This window comes from Klebsiella sp. MBT K-1, from assembly GCF_002556465.1.
Lineage (GTDB): Bacteria > Pseudomonadota > Gammaproteobacteria > Enterobacterales > Enterobacteriaceae > Klebsiella > Klebsiella grimontii.
Genome location: NZ_PDEL01000018.1, coordinates 13,859 through 31,799 on the forward strand (window position 1 = coordinate 13,859; position 17,941 = coordinate 31,799).

A 17,941-nucleotide genomic window follows, 5' to 3' on the forward strand; every position below is an offset into this window, starting at 1 on the left:
CCTTTTCCGGGCTACCAGCGCGCGCAGGCTGCGGTATTTGTAGCCCCGGCCAGCATAGCGCGGCCGGGGATTGACGTGTTCACACAAGCCGTGTCATTTACTGGCTCCGCTGCTTCTCTACCGACAGCGGGCGGTGAATCAGGGTCATCGGCACGGTGATCTTCACATCGGCATTTTCGCCCTGCAGCTTCTGCTGCATCAGATGAAACGCGTGCTGCGCCCAGGCGTCCTCATCCTGGCGCATCGACCACACCGCGTTCGGCAGAAATCCCAGCATCTGATGTTCATCGAAGGTGCCGATGGGAATATCCGACGGAATAAAGCCGTAAGTTTCCCGCAGCGCGCTCAGCGTCCCTTCCAGAATGGGCAGAGAGGAGGCGATAAACGCCTTCGGCGGCTCGCGGTGCTGACGGAGAAAATCGAGCATCAGCTGTTTGCCCTCTTCCTGACGGTTATGGCTGGCGGACAATATCCACTCCTTGCCCGCGGGCAGTTCGCTCAGGTAGCCCTGCAGACGACGCTGGATCGACGGCTGCTGGGTATCCCCGGCGATAAAAAAAATCGGCGAGACGTCCACCGCCTGGGTCATCGCCTGCACCAGCTTTTTGCTGCCGTTGTAGTTATCGCTCACCACCAGCGACACGTCGCTCTCGCCAAAATCGCGGTCGAGCAGCACCAGCGGCCGCTTGCGCGCCACCTTCTGATGATGCAGCTGCGTTTCCCGGGTAGAGGGCACCACGAAGAGCCCGTCAACGTTGCGCGCCAGCAGCCCTTCAACCAGACTGTTTTCATGCTCGCTGTCGCTGTAGGTGCAGGCAATCATTAGCTGATACCCCGCCTGACGGCAGCAGGCTTCGAGCTTTTCCGCCAGGGTGGAGAAAAACAGGTTGGATAAACGCGGGATCACCAGCCCTAAGGTCTCGGTTTTATTGAGCTTCAGGCTGCGGGCGATATGGTTAACGACCAGCCCGTTCTCGGCGATGTAATCATTAATACGCTGCTGCGTTTTAGCGCTGATGCGATACTGCTCAGCTTTGCCACCCAGGACCAGGCGCACGGTGGTAATCGAGATTTCTAGCGCCCTGGCGACTTGCTCAACGGTTTTGGCCATAAACTCATTTTCCATAACGAACAGAACGGCTTAATCATAAACTAATTCGAGTTAGCAATACATTAGCCGCGCTGTTATTTTGAACAAGGCGTCAGTTTTCTGACGCCACTGGCGCTGTCGATCGCGATCCCGCTACGCGGACGATCGTTAAGATCCTCCCTGTCCTCTCTGTCGGCGTGTGTGCCGGGAGAGATTCTGGCCGCGCTATTTCACTTTGCCGGTTTAACCTCGGTCACCCAGGTGGGGAGATCCCACGTCCCGCCGAGGCGAAGATAGCGGCACATCCCGGTGGTCGCTTCACGGCTTTTGCGGAACGTTGTGCCATCCCAGAGCCAGCTCGCCGTCCCCCAGCAATCGCCGAGCCCTCGCCCTTTCTGGCTCATAAAAATCTCGCCGTCGCCATACTCAGAACCGGAGACGGTGATAAGCGTCGGATTGCCCTCAAGTTTGCTATCCACAACCCAATAGCCATATCCCTCGTTATAGGCCGCCCGCCAGCACAAGGCCGAAATCAGAGAATGGGCGTGATCCAGCGGCGTCAGGCTAATAGCTTCAGCCTTCGCTCCCTCCTCAGGCTGGAGGCGATCGCACCAATCATCGTTCTTTAGCGTGGCCAGAAGCTTCGGCTTGAGCACCGCCAGCTCAGGCGCGGTTAACGCTCTCTCCTGCGCTTTCTCAGGCATGACCCGGTGAATAACCGGGGCGGGAATCGCTGCCCGGACGCTATTTTCCGGCCTGTCGCCTTTTTTGGTCAACGCGCCCGGCGTGCCGATTCGCCCCTGAACATCGTCCATTTTCAGCAGTACCGCGTAAGCACCTTCGCCGGAAAGCTCAAACGGCGCCTCCCCGCCTGTAAATTCGACCTTCCCGCTGCCTTTGATGGCGTTAACGATCGCCCGGGCCTGATTCTCCGACAGCGGCCAGCTCTCTTTTACGGGCTTCACATCGCCTGCCGGCTGGCCGTTGATCCACAGCGTCAGTTTGCCCGGCAGAATGTCGCCGTCGGTCACCTCCGCCAGCATCAGCTCTCCCGAGACGGCAGTGCCCGCTCCGGCCTGGCGGGTCAGCAGCACCGAACCTCCGCTTCCTTCTTCAGCGCTGTATCCCGCCGCCCGGCAGGTCAGCGTGTTATCACACACCACTTCCCAGTCTTTGTGGCTGAATGAAACGCCTGTTTCCGCCAGCGCAGGGAGACTAAGTATGGCCAGTGCCAACACGCCTCTCCAGCGTTCCTTTTTCATAACTTCTCTCCTTAATCGGTCATTCGTGTAGTCTGAGTAAACCACCTCGCCGAGAGAAGTGTTTTCCCCTGCCGGTACAATTTTTCAGACAACCGCATGAATGCATGACCGCTTGACGCTTTGTTGGGCATTCTCACATCTGTGCAGCGCAAAGAAAATAACGAACAGAGCGTCATGTGCTCTCATTCACTATCATCTCAAACATCAAAAAATATCATCCGGCGTGATGTTAAATCACCTTGTGATATTTCACGCGGCTGCGACCAGCTAACTCATTTTATTCTCTCACTTCATCTGTGCGATTCATATGTGAATAACGCGCCTATTACCCTGGGCGTTTTTCTTTTTATGCATCGATTCATCTTCTCTGTGACGTCATCAACAACATGAAGCTATTCAGAATATTCAGCGTATTGCCGTCGTTATTTTTTGCCGCCGCGTGCGCTGCCGGGTTATCCCACGTAGATAATTGTGAAGTGGGCTGCCCGTCCGGTGGAAACGACCAGACGCTGGTGCGCGAAGCCTATACGCTCAACAACAACAGCCACCGCAAATTCGCCAATTGGGTGGCGTATAAAATCACCAAAGCCAGCCTGGCCAGCGGGCGTTCGCGCAGCTGGAAGCGCGATCCGGATTTACCCGCTGCGGATACTCTTACACCCGCGGCATATAAAGGGGCCAGCGCAGCATTGACGGTCGATCGCGGGCATCAGGCGCCGCTCGCCGGGCTCGGCGCCAGCACAGACTGGCAGGCGTTAAACTATCTTTCCAATATCACCCCGCAGGCCTCAAACCTGAATCAGGGGGCGTGGGCGCGGCTGGAGGATAAGGAGCGCGCCCTCGCCGAGCGCCGCGACGTGGCGGCGGTGTGGTCCGTTACCGGGCCGCTGTTCGAACGGCATATCGCCACCCTGCCCGCCGCGCCCGAGGTGGAGCTTCCCAGCGGCTACTGGAAGATTATTTTTATCGGCTCCAGTCCGGATAAAGGCGAATACGCGGCGTTTTTGCTGGATCAGGCGACGCCCAAAAGCGCCAGTTTTTGTGATTATCAGGTTACGGTGGACGAGATTGAGCGGCGGACTCATCCGGCGCTCTCGTTCTGGTCCGCCCTGCCGGCAGGTATCGCCCGCCGCCTGAAGTCCCGGAAGGGTACGCTGGCTAAAGAGATGGGGTGCCCGTAATTGGGCATGGGCATCCTGTTGCGCGCATTATCTCGCTTTTGTTTTTTGAATCTGCTTTGCGGTTATTTCAGCAATATCAGGAAAGGCATTTTCCACAGGCGCTAATTAATAGCGTCACGTATTCTGTTAATTCTTAATTTGCGGTTAAAAGCGTTTATTATGTCCGATTAAAGTCTGGACTTTATTTTTATTACTGGTTAGGTTTACAGGTGTTATTTAGCGCGGTGCGAATGTGCGCCAACACACCCGCACCGCTGATCACAATTACTATTTACCAGGAATAGCAACCATGACTAATGCTGATTGTATTGTAGATTCGTTTGATCCAGAAGTATCGCAGAAAAATAAGCGTCAGTTGACGGTGAGTTATGTGAGACGTTTGCCAGATCGTCGCCTTGTTCCGGCGCTGGTCATGAAGGGCCAGTGGCTGGCGGCGGCAGGGTTTACGACCGGCACCCGGGTGGAGGTGCGGGTGATGGAGGGCTGTATTGTGCTGACGGCGGTTGAGCCGGAACCGGAGCTGGAAGCCGCGATGCGCAGGGTGGAGAAGCTGTCGGCCAGGAAGCAGAAGCAGGTCAGAGAGTTTATCGGGGTGATTGGGGGACGGGGTTGAGGGGTCAGGATTGCGGTGACAGACAGGATTTTAATGCCATTCTCTATATCGCCACTCCGGACCTGTACTCATCCATCAAATCCGTACAACGCTCCTTTTAGATAACGGATAAATACCTGTTAATACGACTGAATGAGGAAACCATCATGGAGACTTACCGATTACATCGCGGCAGGCTTATCGACCATATCCAGCTTGTGGTAAATGATTTCGAGGCTAGCAAAGCGTTTTATACAGCCGTGCTGGCGGTCCTTGAGATCCCTGTAGTGAATACCTACGACGATTATTTTTGGGCTGATGAGCTTGTTGTTTCATCCATTAATAGCCCCGGTTCCGCAGGTAAGCCGACAGGACGCCATCATCTGGCTTTCCAGGCAAGGGATCGTGAGACGGTGGATGCTTTTTACCAGGCGGCGCTGGCACACGGCGGCAGTGATAACGGAGCGCCCGGTGAGCGAACTTATCACCCGGGGTACTACGCGGCCTTTGTACTCGATCCCGATGGTAACAACATCGAAGCGGTTTACCATGGCGAGGGGGAACGCAGTGCGGCATCGGTGGAGATTGGCTTCAGTCTTTAAGCATAACGACCTCCGGGCAGGGCCGTATTGGGCGGTTGGCATTAAGTCAGACCAGCAGCCAGCCCAGGAATTCGCCATATCGAAGCCCTCATAATAATGAGGGCTACATAAAATAAATTCAGTGTTGTAAATTCATTGCGTATTCATTTTATAAAGGAATAACGATGGGAGCCATTAACGAGATAGATATTGCAAAGCTGGTATTGCTACCCGCGGTTTTATATGTGGCTAAAAAGATCATCGACTGGGCGGGAAAAGTGATGTCCAGCCCGCCAGCAAAGCGAAAAATTCGCTTCGAAAAGGTACCTATTGAAACGAAAATAGAGGTGCTGAATAAAATCGCTGAGATAGCGAACGCTGACATACCCGACACTAAACTCTCGAGGACGCATCAGACAGTACAAATAAAGTTTTTGTATGAGCAGATCGGGATTACTCTTCCTGTCTGGCACGCCCATCAGCTGATCGCTTTTATCGCTGATAAAAATATCGGCTCATATGATATACGATTAATAAGTTTCCTTAAAAACCCATCCTTATATCGTTGTGAAGAAAATCATTTTTCTGTAGATGCTAAAAAAATTAAAAATTTTCACATCGTTAGCGGGTGTTTCTGGCTATTTTCAATCGTCATTTTTGCTTGCGCCTGGTGGACGACAATACAATCGTTACTGGCCAGCGGGGGCGTAAATTCGGTTATCGCATTTTCACTGTTTTACTTTATTTCCGCTATTGTGGTCACTGGCTTTATCTTGAGCCAGGTTGGAGAAACCTGGCAAAGCGCCAGATTCGCCAGGCTGTTTGAAAGGTGGTGTGAGGATGAAGCGGGGGTGGAAAGTGGGGAGCGCGCTGTGCTAGCCACATCGGAGCCAGAAGAACAGACGCCTCAACAGGAGGTTTTCAAATGATGAAATGCAGATACAAAAAAGTATTTTAGTGGACTGATTGGGGGATTTGGTGCGAAGGCCGGACTCGAATTTTACACCCAATAGACTGATATCAATATAGTTTATAAAGAGGAATAAATAGTTATACCCGCACTTGTACCCACAAGTTAAAATCCGTACAAAAAATAGACATTGCGAGTGGGTATAAAGCCATATCAGTAGAACACCGATATGGCTATCAAAGCAATATTCACGCAGGCAAGAAAGTTATCTTCAGAGGAATCAATTCGTATCCACTCAGAAAAAAGTCAGATCTAGCCGAGATATGAACGTTAACATTAACCTTACTTTGCTATGCTAGTTCCCATGGCAAATCTCTGCGTCTATTTACTGGTTTCAGAGTACCCTCGTTTCTCAACTGTTGAGCGGCCCAACGAATGTCATATTGCCACGTATACAACATATCGCCCGAATCTCTAAGCTCAGCCTCGTAGCTGTCCCATACATACTTTGAGACTTCACGTGGCCAAGCACTACCACCCCGTTCCTGAAGACACTCGATGATCCATTTTTTCATACTTTCCCTAGTTACAATCATTTCTCCTAACCTTCACTTGTTGATCGATACATCGCAATACTAGCATTGACAACTTCTGGTACAAGGTGGGCAGAATCTAAACGCTTGTAGTCTGCTATGAGCGAGAAGCGGACACTATGACTGCATGCAATAGTGATGCGTGAAAATACTATTATTAGAGTGCCTTGAAGATCAGTGGCGATTCAGTTTAGCGGCAGAGGTCCGACTCAGCAGCAAAGTGAGCCCCAATGGATTTAGATGATGATATTAATTTTGTGCCGGTCGGTCTCTCCTACCACTCCAATCATACTATTTACTGTACTTAACTAATCGAAGACTCACCCATAAGTTATACCGGCGAGCCCCAACTTTCACTCTTCTATATTATCGAACCCACCTTCGATATACCATTTTTCTGCCAAGAGTTTTTTGTAAAGAGCATATTCCCACGAATCTGGTCTACGATGAACAGTTTCAAACATATGTTCAACTTCTTCTTTAACAGAAACCCAATCTTTAGTTGTCAGGAAACTGGAGAATGTATTTTTTAAATCTCCCAACTTTACCAATGCGTTGGAAGAGTAAAGCTCATTCAGTTTTAGCTTTGTAAAATGGCTATGAAGCTTTAGCCTTACTTTTTCATCATATTGTTTATTTGGTAGGCAAATGAAATCTATTTCTATTGGGTCTTTACTTAGAAATATCATTTCAAACCATGTTTCTTTCGAGAAGTCGTCATAATATGGATGTATAAATTGCTTTTTAAGCGAGTTAGGCATTGTATTTTTTTTAGCTTCATTACACCTAGAGCAAATTGGGACAAGATTTTTTGTAAATACAGAAAAAGCATAATAAGTTTGCTTTGGGGCGTGATGGTCAATCGCTGTCACTATGCTTTCTGAGCACATAGGGCATTTTTTATATGGTGAAGATGCTAGCAGTTTATCGTAATAATCTCTACAAATAGCACCTTTACCTACCAAATGCTGAGAGTATAACGACTTCATTAACGCATCATTGAATTTACCCAAAGCATTCGATCTTTGCAGTTTTACAATGTCACCACTTTGAAGAAGAGTATGATAGTCATTATACAAACCCTTTATTAATGGCATTACCGCGTTGTAGTCATATAATGTGATTTTTTCATGTGCAATTGCGCATTTTTTAAAAATATCCAGATCATCAAATGCTGGAAGAGTTAAATGTATCATTGTTAACTCTCACTCTTTTTAATACGAATCAGTGAGCGAGCTAGGGCCCTTGCTTCTCCGCCTAACTTCTCATCAAAATGCTTATTCAACGCATCGAAATCACTATAAGCCTCAGATGCATCAGTAATCATCTTATAAAAACCTGTATTTACTACTTCGTGACTGAACACTTCCCTTGTTAAGGTACCAACATTCTCTCCAAAAGTTTCAATCTGTGGTCTATTTGCGCTTACATACTTACCCGTCCTGTTTAAAATCCAGGCACAATCTGAACGAACCTCCTGAAGTACAACGGGTGAGTGTGTCGCTACAATCGCTACACCATTCCTTTCACTCATCAAATGTGAAATTGCACGAATATATGCAGATATAAGAGGTGGGTGCAAGTGAGCTTCAAGCTCATCAATAAGAGTTAAAGAACGATCTTCGGTAACTTCGATTAACTTAGTGATACTGATTAATGTTACTAAATGTCCAGAGCTAAATTTATTTAGAAATCCACGTACCTTATCGCTCCAATCCTGAGCTGTATCATCTATGATAAGCTCTGCGAGGTTAGATATTCCAATTTCCTTAAAAAGAGGATCATTTTCTAAAATTAGAAGACAGTCCTTCCATCTTTTTCTTCTCGCGCCGACGAGACATTCTCGCATACTTTCACAGAAATCTTTATGTAAGGTATCGAACGATTTTGGTATTAGTTTTCCATTAACTCGTTCCATCAGACCAATATATTCATACTTTAAGCCGCTGGGTATTTCGCTCGGAGCCACAGGACCAAATTTATCGAAGGGACTATAGGAAAGAAGAGTTAGTGATGTAAAATATTCCGGTTTACTAATCCATTCACCAATATCGTTAGGCACTTGCAGAAGTCCGACGTATTTATCCTCCAGTGCCTTATTTCTTATAACGCCTTTTATAAACCCAGAAAATAAAGTTGTTTTACCAACTCCATTTCTTCCTATTATTGCATGTATATTGCTCGGTGGCATTGTATTCGGAACCACACCAAAACTTAAACGAACTTCTTTATCTTCATGGTCAGTAAAGGGGAATAAATATGAAAATCTGAATTCGTTATTATTTTCGTGCCCTTTTGCAAGATTATGCAAACTATCAAATATATGTCTTTCGCTTATTTCTCTAAGAACAGAATGAATCATAGCAGGGTGGGTTCTGAACTTACGATAAATATTCAAGTCATAAGAAATATCTCTCATCCCCTTGAGAATGGCCTTTTTAACACCGGGAGATAATAAGTTTAGAGTTTCATAATAGTTTTCAGTTTGACCTAATGAAAAATAATCATCAGAGAATCCTTCAGATACATCATCAACTATCGGTTTACAATACGAAATTTTTTCTTCGCTCGATACACACTCTGATTCTGGCTTCATTCGATCTTGGCCAATTTTCACCTCTCCTATTGTGTTATAACGCCCTTGATTATCACTGTAAAGAAGAAGGTACTTAGTTTCCCAATAATACCAATCATTCCAACTACTTTTCATTAAATAAACTGTATTACCAAGACCAACTTGAGGTAGTATATCAGCTTTTACAAATTTCAATTTTTTACCCCCCATCAATATATTTTGAAAAAATAAATTATACAAAAATACATAATTTTCCGCTACCAACAATTTATGTAGGGTTAAAATTTTTAATTTTTTGACTACAAAGCGGGCTTTCTCGTTAGTTGACCATAAAATCATCGCTCAGCTCATAACCAAAATTATCATCGTCTTCGTCACCGCCCTCAATAGATGGCCATTTCACATACCACCCGGCAAGCTCGGCACTGCGAAGAACAAAATAGCTGTCTGCTTCGACGGTGTTAACGGTTCCGGTTGCTGAATCTTGGCGCAAACTACGTATAGTTTCCGCTACCTCATCCAGCTTGACGTCGTCGGTAACATTGAGGACCAGTTCCACTTACCCTCCAGACCGTCAGGGGGAGTGATCTTAATGGTTTTCATCATGCAACTCCTTTAGGGGTCAGTTTGGATATCGGAAATTTTTGTACGTGAAGCGCATTATTTAACCAATGGTGGTGCGTAAGTGGTTGATTTAACGCCAGTGACTATCGCTTTTAGGTTTTCGCTCTTAAATAAGTTATCCGATTAGACAAAATCGATGGAAAACTGTTAACTGTTAATTGCGCGGGAGTAAACCTCATTGCTATATATAAGCCTGTTCGAAAGACAGGCTTGCCGTACAACAATTTCCGATATCCAAATTGCCCCTGTAAAACTCAGCTTACCTGTAAATTTATCTTATAAATAAGGACTGCTCTCCAAAGATTAATACATCAGCGGCGTTAGAAAAGTCCGCTCCTAGCACGAAGCGGACGCTAAGCCACCGTTTATAGTCATCTTGGTAAAGACTATGCCGATAGCAGATGAGTAAGTAACATTAGCCAGACAGCCACGGGCGACAGACATAGCGTCGCCGCCTGCGGAGTTATTGCAGGTAGAGTTTTCATATTTGCTCTTGTGAAAGTAGCTAACGATGAGTGGGGTAAATGGCGATGTATACGTAGCCGTAACTGCCAAGTGTATCGGCTTCGCAGGTGAAACCATTGTGGTACAGGGTGACACAGTGGGCATGGCGAGGATTCATTTCACCAGTAGTCAACATCGACTCCATCTGGCTGATAAAATGTGGGAATACTTCATCCAACTTCAAAGATTCTGCGTTACTGAATTCACCGGTAATGCTGGCCCGGTCAACCAGATAGTGCAGCCGGTTTCCCCCCTGTACCAGACGAGCGCCAAAGCAAGGCGTCACATTACGATTCAGCCCCCACTGGAGAAATGAATCGTTCTCTGAGTCTGTAGATTTCATTGAAGTACCCTCATATCCAGCCTCGCTCTGCAAACGACACAATACCATCTGAACCGACAACCAGATGATCGAGAATGTTCACATCAACCAGTGCTAACGCTTCTTTAAGCCTGCCCGTAATGTTGCGATCGCATTGGCTGGGCTCCGGATCACCGGATGGATGGTTATGCGCCAGCACGACAGCTGCAGTATTGAAGCGAAGCGCTGACTTCACTACCTCACGGGGATGGACCTGGACATGGTTAACCGAACCGGCAAACAGCGTTTCGCTCTCCAGTAAGCAGTGCTGGTTATCGAGATAGAGCACCATAAACACTTCCCGCTCCTGTCCGGCCAGCTGTAACCGAAGCCAGTCACGGGCTGCCGTACTTGAAGTAAAGGATATGCCGGGCTGGCGCAGATATTTATCCAGCAGGTTGATGGCACGACGAATGGTGCGTTGGGCATAGGGGGTTAATCCGGAGGTCGCGGGGAGCAAACAACCATGCTGGGCCATAATCGCCAGTGGAAAGAGTTCAGGCTGAGATGACAGCGGGGATAATGCGGTATTCATGTTCGGTATCCCTCAGTCGATGAGATGCATAATGGCGCTGCATTCCGGATGGTTCAGCGCGTAGTCGCGTAAGCGATAATAGTGTTCAGTCATCGCGTCACACTCGGTGCGGCAAGCGTGGTGGCTGTATGCCATCAGGCAGGCGACTATCCCTGCCGCTTCTCCAGTAAGTTCCGCGCCGTTGCCATTCATCGGGTTGAACAACGTCCATTTCTCACCGTCAGGCTCCGGAGCCATAAATGCGCCGCTATTGTTGAGTGTGTAAAAACTCCAGACGCCGCCGCTGTAATCAGCGCACAGGCGCTCCATCCAGCCGAAGATTTGGGGCTCAAGGGTTATCCATTGTGGGATGGAGCCAAAGTGCTGCGGCCAGAAGCCGATGCGTAGCTCGTCAGGGACCACCGAGGCAGTAATTGCTGCCTGCTCAGCGAACTCAGGGTTTTGTGTATCCATTAAACTATCTCCTTATGCGGGAACGGTTGTTTAACGCCCGAAAAATTCGAGCATGTTTTCTGCCATAACCCACAGGGCGCGATTAAGCTTCACATCGCCGTCAATGCCGGTAACAGCACGTGTGCGGTTGCTTTTCCCCTGAGCGGTTCGCCCTGACAGACCACCTTTTATCAGGTTCTCCTGCACACGCTGGTAGACGGTCCACAGGTCATCGCTGTAGTCCTCCCGACGACGAGGGGTCAGCAACTGCGATACCGTGACCGGCTGGTGGCCCTCACCAAAGCGATATTTCAGCGCGGCATTTGCCAATGCGTGTCGGGCTGGTGCAGGCAGCGCCAGCGACTGCATTGCATCGCGTTTCTCATCCACCCGGTCAAAGACCCCGAGCACCTCGTAAGCCCCTTCAATCACCTTCTCGACGACATTACCTTTATGCGGTACCCGCACTTCTCCGAATGACTGGCCGCAGACCAGGCCGTTGGTACAGACGCCGCGAAACAATCCTGGCAGCATCTGGTAGCTTGATGAGCCGTCATGGCTGTTAAGCAGAATGATTTCCGGTACCTGATGGCCGGTCAGTTGACCGGCGCGACGCAGGCGAAGCATGTGTTTGGTGTGCTCCCGCTTGCTCTGGTCGCGAACTTTTGCCTGGCAGGCAAAGAACGGCTCAAAGCCTTCCCGCTGCAAACTTTCGAGGATGGTGATGGTCGGGATATAGGTATAACGGTCCGAGCGCGATTCATGTTTGTCACTCCCGAACACGCTGGGGACATGACTCATCAGTTCTTCGTGGGTCAGAGGCCGGTCACGGCGTATCTGGTTTATACGGCCAAAGCGGCTGGCTAATCGCATGGGTAACTCCTTATCTGATAATGAAATAAAAAGGCCATGTTCCCGAAGGAACATGGCCTGTTGCTATCTGGTGTTGATGCGTAGCGGGCTGGAGAGGTCTGAAGTGTGAATAATTAATCGCTGTAGTGTGTGGTCCGGCACTCACTGAGGTCAGACAGCTCTTTTTGCGTATTCTTCAGACCCGGACTGAAAGTGCCTACTTTTTTATCGCTGACATAAACATCGAAATTTGCTGTCTGCCCCAGTGCGTCAATAAATGACACCCAGGCATTATCACCGTTTCGCCAGCCCAGGGATGACGGTAACGGATACTGGCTGTCATCCATCACCACGGTGATGTCGGTTCCGTCATCGTGAGAATCCAGCATCGTACCATTGGGCAGGGTTACTAATACGCCATGCTGCAGAATGTTTTGCTCATCCGGATTACCGGTGCAGTTGAGGTTAAAAATGACCTTCTCGGGGCTACTGATAATGTATTCCGTCACCCCCATCCCAAAACCACTCGTCCACATATTGGGAATAGCCTGTGCTGTTGATACAGAAGCCAGCATAGCTAATGTAACTATTACGTAAGGCAGTCTCATAATGTTGTCCTCAAATCATGTAATAAAGCTTTTGTTGTTTAAAACAATAAAGTAATGAAAAAACAGTTGGATTATTTTATTTGTTTGTAGCGAAACGCTTCTTTTCCGGCATAAATCCCGACAAGATCGTCATAACGAGGGTCCTTTTTATTCGGGCGGAACGTTACTTTCATATCGGGACTGCACATATCCTTCATGGTGAGATTGAATTCTTTACCTGGCGTAATGGTATACCCTGTTGCCACATCGTCTTTACTGGGAGTGATCCACCCCCATATTCCCCCCGGACAATCTCTGGAAGGTTTCGAGCGAACAACAATAAACCATCCCATTGAATCTACTTCCGTCGCTGTACACAGTTTTCTGACCTGTCGATGGGCATCACACCAGAATATATTCCCACTTTTATTATTCACTGCCGCAGGCAGGAACCCGCTATAAGGACGTGCTGCGTGAGCATTACCTGCGATAAGTAAGGGGAAAAACATGACTGGTAGTAAAGACAATAATTTCAATTTTTTCATTAGATTAACCTTACATTCAATTGTGGAGACCATCTCTAATCAGTTTGTCCGGATTGCCCCCGACTTTCTGATGGAGAAAATGAATTCAGCGACTGCTGAATAAAACGGAAATGAGGTAAGGCAGAGATAAAATGTTTGTCCTCCGACAGCTGATAGAGAAGCTCACTGCGAATAAATGTTTCCCGCGATGGCATTACCAGATGAATCTCATCCAGCCGGAAGACACGTAATTGCCTGTTATGTTCAGCGACAAGATACCAGTAACCGTTAAGAGCGATTAGTCGGTAAGGTGCGATGGCCTCATGACGCTCCCCTTCAGTCAGAACGGTGATGCGCTGACATCCCGAAATAGCTCTGACCAGCCTGTAGAAGCAGAGCTTTCCTGCCGGGGGATGAGGTCTGTCCTGATGCCATACCAGACAGGGTCGCTCATCACAGTCCAGCAGGCTGCTGACCAGTCGCCGGTCAAAGCCCGGGAAAACCCCGGCCAACCCTGTGCGGTGAGCGAAGGTCAGAATATCTATTTCCTGCCGCGTACTGTGAATATCTGAGCGCAGACTGCACTGCCCCTGGTAATAATCCAGGTCGAGATACATCAGACGTTCCCGAAAGTCACGACGTAACGTGCGCTCTGACACCCCAAATTCAGTTGCCAGTTTGCGAATAAACAGAGTTTCACCGGACACCAGACGGCTGATAATCAACGACAACCTGACGGCAAGCCGGTCATGTCGCCGCTCCTGAAGCGTCATGAAAGATTTCTCCTGAGAAGTTAACTATCTGAATTAATAATGATTACTTTAAAGGAAGGGGTGGACAGGGTATGGACAACATCGGAACTATTTTTTATGAGCAGCCCGGCCTTATGAGCGCTCGTCTGACAGATAATGATGCTTCTCCTGATTTAGTTGATGATAAAACGCAATGGAAAGGACGTGTCCACAATCAACAAATCATTAACAACCAGTTCATCATTCGCAGAGAAAATTGCGATATCAGAAGAATATCCAGTCCCAGACGGCCCGAGCGGCCGACACCACCGCATCACGCACGCTACGAATCACCGTTTTCAGCGATGCAGACATGAACGAAGATGATTCTACGGTATCGAAAACCCGGCTCACAGCTTCACCGAAACTGTCACGGGCCTGCGACTTTACCGGCTCTGTGCAGAATCTCCCTTGCAGTTGTGTCACCAACGGGCTGGTGGCGCGGTCAGGCAGACAGCGCATCATGGTTGCCACCATCTCCTCCACGCCCCAGCCGCTGCAGGCGGATACCACGCAGACCGGGTGGTGCGGCTTAAACATTGCGGTAATGGCGGTCTGCTTTTCCTGAAGATTTGTCCGTTGCTGCGCTGAAGGCGTGCTGGTTCGGGTATCCCATTCGTGACAGGGTTCGATTTTGTCGGCCTGGTTCAGCACGAACAGCACCTGCTGCTGGTAAGGCTGCATCACACCGCGCCAGAACTGCTCGTCCACCGACAGCGCCCGGTCGTCGGCCTTGATGACCCACAGCACCAGGTCCAGCTCCGGCAGCATACGCCGGTACAGGGCGCGGTATTCCTGATCCCGTTGTCCGTTTTCTCCCACACCCGGTAAATCAACAATCACCAGGCTGTGACGACCGCTGCGCAGCCGGAAGCGCAACACGTCACGGGTACAGGCATTCACATCACTGACGGGAGAGACCTCTCCCCGAAAGAGTTCGTTACAGAGCGAGGACTTACCGGCACCACTCTTTCCCATGATGCCAATCACCGGCTCGTAGTGGGTGAGGTTCTGAATACGTTCAAGAATAAGCTGGCGAAGCGTATCGGGAAGCGACGCCAGCGGTTGTTCCAGGGCCTGAAGGCCGTGAGGTTTAGTCATACAGGGTTCTCAGCGTGAAAAATAAAAAATCCCCGCGCACCGGTCAGGGAGGCGGGGGATTCACGGAGATAATATCTGTCTGAAATTATTTTGAATGAAGCTTATTGCCACCATCATATTGCTTTATGATTGCCGGGATTTACTCTTCGCATCATTAAAAGCATTGTTAATCAGCTCGTTAAGGATTTCCTTCGGTATGGTTTTCTCTACGTGCGCAATATACTCAAGTTTTTTTTGAGCCGCTTTGGTCAACTTCACAGCGGCTGGTTCCTTCGCTCTTCTGACTCTTCTTTCCTTTTGCTCCCATGCACTTTTAAGCTCATCAAGCAGGATAGTTTTGTGTTCAAATTCTACCCTGTCCGGATCGAGACCGCCCGAAAGGAGTTTTCCTGTATTACGTTTCGGATTCTTTTCCGTTAAATACTCTCTCTGAATCATTGTCCAGCCTTTCCAGTTATCGAATGTTGCCACAAGAAAATGCCACTGCTGAATATGGTCACGAGCGAGGAATGGAACACCGATACATCGCTTATGCATTTCGTCCCAGAGCCACTGGCAATGCTCTTTGTTATTACTATTGAGCCAGGCAAAAGGAAATGGATATCTTTTCCGACACTCACCCCACAACAGGGTAATTCTGTCTATTATCTTTAGCCTTTGATTATCATCCTGACATGTAAAATATAAAATATAAATGATACTGTAGAGGCTGTTTTTTATTATTTCCTCTGAGTGCGGGTTAGCTATACCATTTGCAAACAATATATCTGCTGGCGGTAATTTACTGACATTACTATCATTATTAACTCGTTCTTTGGTACAGAGATTAGTATTTCCCCTCTGACTATCTTCAATAAATATATCTTCTTTAGCTTCATTTTTAATGCCAGGAAGTTCGTCAATGCGTTTTTCTAATTCTTCGAGTATATCCGCTGATAAGGGTAAAAATTCAGGTTCTGCCTGCTTTAATGGGGTATCAGAATGAAATGTTATTTTGCCCAGGAATTCTTTTTCTGATGCTGATAATTCGCTTAAATTTGTGCCGTCCGCTTTTTTATTACCCGGCACTGTCCATAGTGGATATTCCGTAATCAGATGGAACAGAAAAAAGTGACACGCCCTCTGTTCTTTTTTTAACCACCTCAGTTCTTTTTCCAGTCCCCTGAGAGTTTTATATTTTCTATTTGATCGATTCTCATTCTCAATTTCTTTTTCTGATTTCTCTTTCATTGTCATATATTAAATAATTATCATTTGTATTTGTGTTGATTTAAGTGAATTTTAACATCAACAAAATAGTGAAAACAGTACAGATGATCACATAGTGAAAGCAAACATTAAACAAATAAAATATGATTAAAAAGCATAATAAATCCGTAGGGTATTTTATGGTTTAAACAACGGTGGAATGGGCTTTGCAGCTATTTTTTTACGGATTTTTACATCGTATTGTCAGCTTTGGTTGCTTTGTTTTTTCATTTCTGGCTTTACGGAAAAAGATCGTGGTAAGTGGCTTCTTCTTGCGTAGGTATTTGTTTGAGCGGGCCCGGGCGTGTGGTCACAAAAAGGTTATGAAACGAGGTGACCACTTTCTGCAGTTGACCGGAGGCGACAGGAGGTCAATGTACCTCGCTTTTTTTACGTATCAGCCCGGTAGGTATGTCGGAGCAGTGGTCGTTATCAAACTTCACTAATCCGGCTTACCTTTCTTAACCGGAGATACGAATCATGACTACCCGCCCCTCACTGACCGAAGACCAGTTCGTTGACATGGCATTTATCACCAGTCTGCTGCAAATGACAGATAAGTGGATTTATAAGCTCATTAAGGATGGAGTCTTTCCCAAACCCATCAAGCTGGGCCGAAGCTCCCGATGGTTAAAAAGCGAAGTCGAAAACTGGCTACAGGAACGAATCGATCAGTCCCGTAAATAACCTCCCACCAGACTAAACCCTCAGCAGAATAATGACTATCCGGTTGCTCCGGAGGTTTTCTGCTGTCTGTCATTTAAGCCAGAAGGAATATGAACATGAAAGATTACAAGCCTCGTTACGAAGAACTTTATAAATGTTACCAGACCTGGCTGACCGATTTTACGAAGCTGACGGTCAGATCGGGTATGTGCCACCAGAATATATATCATCACCATACCCTGACGGTTGGTAGCCTTAAGTTTCCGGGAGAGGAAGAGGTTATTGCTGTTGTTCCCCAGTGTCTGCACCGGATTATTTATGGCAGAGCAGCAGCCCCACTGACTGTTAATGATGACCTGATCGTCAGTTTATTTACCCAGGAGCATCTGCTGGCTCACCATCCCATGCTGGAGGGGATTTTGCTGTCTGAGTGCGTGCGTTTAAAACAACGCCCTCTGGCAAATAAGCTCATCAGTTTGTTCCGCCAGTTCAGCGGTAGCGAGCTGCGTCTGAAGCTGGTCTGGCTTTGCTGGTACGATTTGATGCTGGGTAATTGCCTTGATGACTGGACCGACAACCTCAGGTTCAAAAAAGACAAAGAGATGGATATCTGGATCAATAACCGACAGGCGGAAAACCCTGCGCTGACCAGCCTGATGGACGAGTACGTCTGCTTTGCGTGGCGAACGACAGCTGAACCGCTGCGTTAGGCTTCATCCATAGTCCTGCAAGGGATTTGAGGGTTATTGGGGAGTGAAAATTAATTTAGGTTAATTAATATAATTAATAGGCACTCCCTTTTTACAACCATCCCCTAAATCCATGCAGTTCCCCCAGCCATGGCCCTTGCTGAAGGCCTGGCGTATTCCACTGGCTGGCCCTCGCCAGCACTAAAGAAACTCATCCTATGCAAAACAAACAACTGATGGGAG

20 protein-coding genes and 1 pseudogene are annotated in these 17,941 nt (G+C 47.9%); 6 read left to right on the forward strand and 15 right to left on the reverse strand.

Annotated features, from left to right (window positions below; all coding sequences use genetic code 11):
* Window positions 1–97 precede the first annotated feature (97 nt).
* Together CMQ96_RS23415 and CMQ96_RS23420 are read right to left on the reverse strand one after the other, a co-directional pair.
* Window positions 98–1,111, reverse strand: a complete 1,014-nt coding sequence (locus CMQ96_RS23415) for a LacI family DNA-binding transcriptional regulator (RefSeq protein ID WP_004117622.1) — start codon at window positions 1,109–1,111, stop codon at window positions 98–100.
* Window positions 1,112–1,320: 209 nt separating this feature from the next.
* Entirely contained in the window at window positions 1,321–2,352 is a 1,032-nt protein-coding gene (locus CMQ96_RS23420) for a DUF1176 domain-containing protein (protein WP_098067396.1), read from the reverse strand.
* 386 nt (window positions 2,353–2,738) lie between these two features.
* On the opposite strand from CMQ96_RS23420, the gene CMQ96_RS23425 reads away from it, so the two are divergent.
* The 4 genes from CMQ96_RS23425 (at window position 2,739) to CMQ96_RS23440 (ending at window position 5,635) form a co-directional block, all read left to right on the forward strand.
* On the forward strand, window positions 2,739–3,533 hold the full coding sequence (locus tag CMQ96_RS23425) for a DNA/RNA non-specific endonuclease (RefSeq protein WP_176519006.1): 795 nt from the start codon (window positions 2,739–2,741) through the stop codon (window positions 3,531–3,533).
* Between the two features lie 289 nt (window positions 3,534–3,822).
* On the forward strand, window positions 3,823–4,146 hold the full coding sequence (gene symE / locus CMQ96_RS23430) for an endoribonuclease SymE (protein ID WP_098067398.1): 324 nt from the start codon (window positions 3,823–3,825) through the stop codon (window positions 4,144–4,146).
* 146 nt (window positions 4,147–4,292) lie between these two features.
* The gene (locus CMQ96_RS23435) at window positions 4,293–4,727 is read left to right on the forward strand and encodes a VOC family protein (RefSeq protein ID WP_004098173.1); all 435 of its coding nucleotides are present in this window, start codon (window positions 4,293–4,295) and stop codon (window positions 4,725–4,727) included.
* A gap of 164 nt (window positions 4,728–4,891) precedes the next feature.
* The gene (locus CMQ96_RS23440) at window positions 4,892–5,635 is read left to right on the forward strand and encodes a hypothetical protein (RefSeq protein ID WP_098067399.1); all 744 of its coding nucleotides are present in this window, start codon (window positions 4,892–4,894) and stop codon (window positions 5,633–5,635) included.
* 927 nt (window positions 5,636–6,562) lie between these two features.
* On the opposite strand, the gene CMQ96_RS23450 is transcribed toward CMQ96_RS23440, so the two are convergent.
* The 13 genes and pseudogenes from CMQ96_RS23450 to CMQ96_RS23510 form a co-directional block, all read right to left on the reverse strand.
* Window positions 6,563–7,405 (reverse strand): hypothetical protein, encoded by an 843-nt coding sequence (locus tag CMQ96_RS23450; protein ID WP_098067400.1) that lies wholly within the window; start codon window positions 7,403–7,405, stop codon window positions 6,563–6,565.
* A gap of 2 nt (window positions 7,406–7,407) precedes the next feature.
* Window positions 7,408–9,123 carry an AAA family ATPase gene (locus tag CMQ96_RS23455; RefSeq protein WP_098067401.1) on the reverse strand — a complete coding sequence of 572 codons (1,716 nt, stop codon included), beginning with the start codon at window positions 9,121–9,123 and terminating at the stop codon, window positions 7,408–7,410.
* On the reverse strand, window positions 9,104–9,343 hold the full coding sequence (locus CMQ96_RS23460; RefSeq protein WP_225733977.1) for a hypothetical protein: 240 nt from the start codon (window positions 9,341–9,343) through the stop codon (window positions 9,104–9,106). Before CMQ96_RS23460 ends, CMQ96_RS23455 begins: the two co-directional genes overlap by 20 nt.
* Window positions 9,344–9,806: 463 nt before the next feature.
* Window positions 9,807–9,893 (reverse strand): annotated as a pseudogene (locus CMQ96_RS23465) (TA system toxin CbtA family protein); the annotation flags it as partial.
* 20 nt (window positions 9,894–9,913) lie between these two features.
* Complete coding sequence (locus tag CMQ96_RS23470) at window positions 9,914–10,255, reverse strand: type IV toxin-antitoxin system YeeU family antitoxin (protein ID WP_098067402.1); 342 nt, start codon at window positions 10,253–10,255, stop codon at window positions 9,914–9,916.
* Window positions 10,256–10,265: 10 nt separating this feature from the next.
* Window positions 10,266–10,808, reverse strand: a complete 543-nt coding sequence (radC, locus tag CMQ96_RS23475) for a DNA repair protein RadC (RefSeq protein ID WP_098067403.1) — start codon at window positions 10,806–10,808, stop codon at window positions 10,266–10,268.
* 12 nt (window positions 10,809–10,820) lie between these two features.
* Entirely contained in the window at window positions 10,821–11,261 is a 441-nt protein-coding gene (locus CMQ96_RS23480; RefSeq protein ID WP_098067404.1) for an antirestriction protein, read from the reverse strand.
* A 30-nt stretch (window positions 11,262–11,291) separates the two neighbouring features.
* The gene (locus CMQ96_RS23485; RefSeq protein WP_098067405.1) at window positions 11,292–12,113 is read right to left on the reverse strand and encodes a DUF932 domain-containing protein; all 822 of its coding nucleotides are present in this window, start codon (window positions 12,111–12,113) and stop codon (window positions 11,292–11,294) included.
* Between the two features lie 113 nt (window positions 12,114–12,226).
* Window positions 12,227–12,700, reverse strand: coding sequence for a hypothetical protein (locus CMQ96_RS23490; RefSeq protein WP_098067406.1), 474 nt, complete (start codon window positions 12,698–12,700; stop codon window positions 12,227–12,229).
* A gap of 71 nt (window positions 12,701–12,771) precedes the next feature.
* Window positions 12,772–13,224 (reverse strand): hypothetical protein, encoded by a 453-nt coding sequence (locus CMQ96_RS23495; protein WP_000734321.1) that lies wholly within the window; start codon window positions 13,222–13,224, stop codon window positions 12,772–12,774.
* 35 nt (window positions 13,225–13,259) lie between these two features.
* The gene (locus tag CMQ96_RS23500; RefSeq protein ID WP_098067407.1) at window positions 13,260–13,976 is read right to left on the reverse strand and encodes a YafY family protein; all 717 of its coding nucleotides are present in this window, start codon (window positions 13,974–13,976) and stop codon (window positions 13,260–13,262) included.
* A 243-nt stretch (window positions 13,977–14,219) separates the two neighbouring features.
* Window positions 14,220–15,095: a GTPase family protein gene (locus CMQ96_RS23505; RefSeq protein WP_098067408.1), complete on the reverse strand. Its 876-nt coding sequence runs from the start codon at window positions 15,093–15,095 to the stop codon at window positions 14,220–14,222.
* A gap of 123 nt (window positions 15,096–15,218) precedes the next feature.
* Window positions 15,219–16,325 (reverse strand): hypothetical protein, encoded by a 1,107-nt coding sequence (locus tag CMQ96_RS23510; protein WP_141522404.1) that lies wholly within the window; start codon window positions 16,323–16,325, stop codon window positions 15,219–15,221.
* Window positions 16,326–16,823: 498 nt separating this feature from the next.
* On the opposite strand from CMQ96_RS23510, the gene CMQ96_RS23520 reads away from it, so the two are divergent.
* The gene (locus CMQ96_RS23520; protein ID WP_000213332.1) at window positions 16,824–17,030 is read left to right on the forward strand and encodes an AlpA family transcriptional regulator; all 207 of its coding nucleotides are present in this window, start codon (window positions 16,824–16,826) and stop codon (window positions 17,028–17,030) included.
* 95 nt (window positions 17,031–17,125) lie between these two features.
* Window positions 17,126–17,719: a hypothetical protein gene (locus CMQ96_RS23525; protein ID WP_098067411.1), complete on the forward strand. Its 594-nt coding sequence runs from the start codon at window positions 17,126–17,128 to the stop codon at window positions 17,717–17,719.
* Window positions 17,720–17,941 lie beyond the last annotated feature (222 nt).